The organism is Alcanivorax sp. (assembly GCF_014762765.1).
GTDB lineage: Bacteria > Pseudomonadota > Gammaproteobacteria > Pseudomonadales > Alcanivoracaceae > Alcanivorax.
On sequence record NZ_JABURH010000087.1, the window covers coordinates 12,673 to 16,796 of the forward strand.

The following is a 4,124-nucleotide window of genomic DNA, read 5'->3' on the forward strand; positions in this document are numbered from 1 at the left end:
GCCCCCTACATCATGCCCGGCATCATGTTGGCGTTCAGGCTGATCATCACCCACAGAGAACCGGCCAGGGTGATGAACACCAGCACCAGCGTGAAGATCAACGCCAGCATGTTCCAGCCCCCTTCCGAATGGAAGTTCATGTGCAGGAAATACACCATGTGAACGAAGATCTGCACCACCATGAAGGCCAGGATAAGCAGCGCCGTGGTGGTGGAGCTTTCGAAGACATTGCCCATCACCAGCCAGAACGGGATCACGGTAAGAATCACCGCCAGCACAAAGCCGATCACGTATTCCTTCAGGGTAACGTGGGGGCCTTCCGCCTCGTGGTGATCGTGGTCGTGTGTATGCTCACTCATGGCAGCACTCCCATCAGATAGACATAAGTAAAGACACCCACCCAGACCACGTCCAGGAAGTGCCAGAACATGGACAGGCAGAACACCCGGCGCTTGTTCTCGGGGATCAGGCCATGCTTCTTGAGCTGGAACAACAGGGTCACCAGCCACACGATACCGAACAACACGTGCAGGCCGTGGGTGCCCACCAGCGCAAAGAAGGCCGTGAGGAAGCCGCTGGTTTGCGGCGTCGCGCCGATGTGGATCAGGTGATAGAACTCGTACAGCTCCAGCCCCAGGAAGGCAGCGCCCAACAGGCCGGTGATCGCCAGCCAGAACAGGGTGCCCTTCAGGCGGTTGGCCTGCATCTGCAGCATGGCAAAGCCATAAGTGATGGAGGACAACAGCAGGAACGAGGTGTTGATCGCCACCAGGGACAGATCGAACACCTCCATGCCGGTGGGCCCGCCCGCATAGCTGCGCGCCAGCACGCCATAGGTGGCGAACAGACAAGCGAAGATCAGGCAGTCACTCATCAGATAGAGCCAGAAGCCCAGCAGCGTACCGTTCTGGGGGTGGTGATCCCCCTTCACCAGGAACTCCAGCTGGCCATCCTGCGTTTTCACGTCAGCGGTCATGGTTGCTTCAGACATTGGCAAGCACCTTGGTTCGTTCGGCTTCAATCCGTTCTACTTCCTCCGCGGGGATGTAGTAGTCACGGTCGTAATTGAAGGTGTGGTAGATGGCGGTGCCGATCAGCGCCACAAAGGTCACCGCCGCTGCCAGCCACATGTGCCAGATCAGGGCGAAGCCACAGGCCACACTGATCGCCGACAGCACGACACCCGCCCAGGTGCCCTTGGGCATGTGAATCGGGATAAAACCGGATTCCGGGCGCTTGAAGCCGTGCTGTTTCATCTGCCACCAGGCGTCCAGGTCATGTACGCGCGGAGTGAAGGCAAAGTTGTACGGCGGCGGCGGCGAGGAGGTAGACCACTCCAGAGTACGGCCATCCCAGGGATCACCGGTTTCATCCTTCAGCGCTTCGCGGCGACGGAAGCTGACAATCAGCTGGATCAGGAAAGCAGCGATACCCACGGCGATCAGCACCGCACCGAAGGCGGCGATCTGGAACCAGATCTGCAGGGACTGATCTTCGAAATGGCTGACACGACGGGTCACGCCCATCAGGCCGAGCACGTACAGCGGCATGAAGGCGAAGTAGAACCCGATCAACCAGAACCAGAAGGACAGCTTGCCCCAGAACTCGTCCAGCTTGTAACCGGTGGCCTTGGGGAACCAGTAGGTGATACCCGCAAACAGACCGAACAGCACACCACCGATGATCACGTTATGGAAGTGAGCGATCAGGAACAGGCTGTTATGCAGCACGAAGTCCGCCGGCGGCACCGCCAGCAACACACCGGTCATGCCGCCGATCACGAAGGTGACCATGAAGCCCACGGTCCACAGCATGGGCACATCGAACTTGATGCGGCCACGGAACATGGTGAACAGCCAGTTGAACACCTTGGCCCCGGTGGGGATCGAGATGATCATAGTGGTGATCCCGAAGAACGAGTTCACGCTGGCCCCGGAGCCCATGGTGAAGAAGTGGTGCAGCCATACCAGGTAGGACAGCACGGTGATCACCACGGTGGCGTAGACCATGGAGGTGTACCCGAACAGCGGCTTGCGGCTGTAGGTGGCCACGATCTCGGAGAAGATACCGAACACCGGCAGGATCAGGATGTACACCTCCGGGTGACCCCAGATCCAGATCAGGTTCACGTACATCATGGCGTTGCCGCCCATGTCGTTGGTGAAGAAGGCGGTGCCCAGATAACGATCCAGGGTCAGCATGCCCAGCACCGCGGTCAGTACCGGGAAGGCAGCCACGATCAGCACGTTGGTGCACAGGGACGTCCAGGTGAACACCGGCATCTTCATCAGGCTCATGCCCGGGGCGCGCATCTTGACGATGGTCACCAGCAGGTTGATCCCCGATAACAAGGTACCCACACCGGCGATCTGCAACGACCAGATATAGTAATCCACCCCGACGCCGGGACTCTGCAATATCCCCGACAAGGGCGGATAGGCCAACCAGCCGGTCTTGGCGAACTCACCCACGAACAGGGACATCATCATCAGCACCGCGCCACCGGTGGTCATCCAGAAGCTGAAGTTGTTCAGGAACGGGAAGGCCACATCGCGGGTACCGATTTGTAGCGGAATCAGATAGTTCATGATCCCGGTGACCAGCGGCATGGCCACGAAGAAGATCATGATCACGCCGTGGGCGGTGAAGATCTGGTCGTAGTGATCCGGCGGCAGGTAGCCCATGTTGTCGCCGAAGGCGAAGGCCTGCTGCAGGCGCATCATGATGGCATCGGCAAAGCCGCGCAGCAGCATCACCAGGCCAAGGATGATGTACATGATGCCGATCTTCTTGTGGTCGATGGAGGTAAACCACTCGTTCCACAGGTAGCCCCACAGCTTGTAGCGGGTAATCGCCACCAGCATGGCCACACCACCCACTGCCACCACGGCAAAGGTAGCGAGAATGATCGGATCATGGAACGGAATCGCGTCCCAGGTCAGACGTCCGAATATGAGTTTGGTCAGGTCCAGGTTTTCAAACATGGGCGACACCTGCTACAGCTGAATTCAGGGGAACACACTTATTCATGGTGGCCTCCATGCGCGTCATGGCCGGCGTGGGCATCGTGCCCGTCTGCGGAATCCGCATCCTGCTTGCCATGGCCGCTGTGGTACATCATGTCTTCCATGCACACGGTGCCCGGGTCCACGCAGCGGTTGAGAATGGCGTGGTACAGGGTCGGATCGACGCTGGCGTAGCGTTTCACCGGGTCCTTGATGCTGGGCACTTCCAGCTCCTTGTAGACCTCACGGCTAAGGGTGTTGCCGCTGGCCTTGTTCTTGTCCACCCAGGCCTGAAAGTCCGCCTCGCTGAGGCCGTGGAACTGGAATTTCATGTGCGAGTAGCCGGCACCGCTGTAGTTGGCGGACAAGCCCTGGTAGACGCCCGGCTCGTTGATCACGCCGTGCAGCTTGGTCTCCATGCCGGCCATGGCGTAGATCTGCCCGGCCATGGCGGGGATGAAGAAGGAGTTCATCATGGTGGACGCGGTGATCTTGAAGCGGATCGGATGATCCACCGGCGCCGCCAGCTCATTCACCGTGGCGATGCCCTGCTCCGGGTAGATGAACAGCCATTTCCAGTCCAGCGCCACCACTTCCACGGTGAGCGGCTCCAGATCCGCCGGCACCGGGGTGCTGGCATCAATACGATCCAGCGGCCGGTAAGGGTCCAGCTTGTGGGTATACACCCAGGTCATCGCCCCCAGGGCGATGATGATCAGCAGCGGCACCGCCCAGATCACCAGTTCCAGCACGGTGGAATGAGTCCAGTCCGGCTTGTAGGTGGCGTCGGTGTTGGATTCGCGGTAACGCCAGGCGAACCACAGCGTCAGCACGATGACAGGAACGATGACCAGCAGCATCAGGATGGTGGACCAGACAATCAGGTCCCGCTGTTGCACTGCCACATCACCAGAGGGGGACATCACGACTGCATCGCAACCCGACAGCAGGGCAGCGACAAGCAACGTCAGCGACACTCCACGCAAGTATTTGAATATTTGCATTGGCGGCTATTCTGGTTGGCTTATGGGATAGGGGAACTCTAGCCAAGGCAATGGGGAGCGGGTATTGGACATTTTGTCCCATGGCCTTAAAGTGCTAGGGGATGAGTGGCAAGTT

The 4,124-nt window shown here is 59.2% G+C and carries 4 protein-coding genes; all 4 read right to left on the minus strand.

Features of this window, described 5'->3' with window-relative positions:
* Nucleotides 1–5: 5 nt before the first annotated feature.
* Genes cyoD through cyoA form a run of 4 tightly spaced genes read right to left on the minus strand, consistent with a single transcriptional unit; the run spans nt 6 to nt 4,009 of the window.
* Nucleotides 6–359 (minus strand): cytochrome o ubiquinol oxidase subunit IV, encoded by a 354-nt coding sequence (gene cyoD / locus HUJ17_RS04325; RefSeq protein WP_290509520.1) that lies wholly within the window; start codon nt 357–359, stop codon nt 6–8.
* Nucleotides 356–991, minus strand: a complete 636-nt coding sequence (gene cyoC / locus HUJ17_RS04330) for a cytochrome o ubiquinol oxidase subunit III (RefSeq protein ID WP_290509521.1) — start codon at nt 989–991, stop codon at nt 356–358. The genes cyoD and cyoC overlap by 4 nt, the downstream gene beginning before the upstream one ends.
* On the minus strand, nt 984–2,984 hold the full coding sequence (gene cyoB / locus HUJ17_RS04335) for a cytochrome o ubiquinol oxidase subunit I (RefSeq protein ID WP_290509522.1): 2,001 nt from the start codon (nt 2,982–2,984) through the stop codon (nt 984–986). The genes cyoC and cyoB overlap by 8 nt, the downstream gene beginning before the upstream one ends.
* Nucleotides 2,985–3,022: 38 nt before the next feature.
* The gene (cyoA, locus tag HUJ17_RS04340) at nt 3,023–4,009 is read right to left on the minus strand and encodes a ubiquinol oxidase subunit II (RefSeq protein WP_290509523.1); all 987 of its coding nucleotides are present in this window, start codon (nt 4,007–4,009) and stop codon (nt 3,023–3,025) included.
* Between the last annotated feature and the right edge of the window lie 115 nt (nt 4,010–4,124).

Bases quoted from the DNA above. Each gene is read 5' to 3' on its own strand.
- cyoA (WP_290509523.1), bottom strand. From the start codon at position 4,009: ATGCAAATATTCAAATACTTGCGTGGAGTGTCGCTGACGTTGCTTGTC.
- cyoD (WP_290509520.1), bottom strand. From the start codon at position 359: ATGAGTGAGCATACACACGACCACGATCACCACGAGGCGGAAGGCCCC.
- cyoC (WP_290509521.1), bottom strand. From the start codon at position 991: ATGTCTGAAGCAACCATGACCGCTGACGTGAAAACGCAGGATGGCCAG.
- cyoB (WP_290509522.1), bottom strand. From the start codon at position 2,984: ATGTTTGAAAACCTGGACCTGACCAAACTCATATTCGGACGTCTGACC.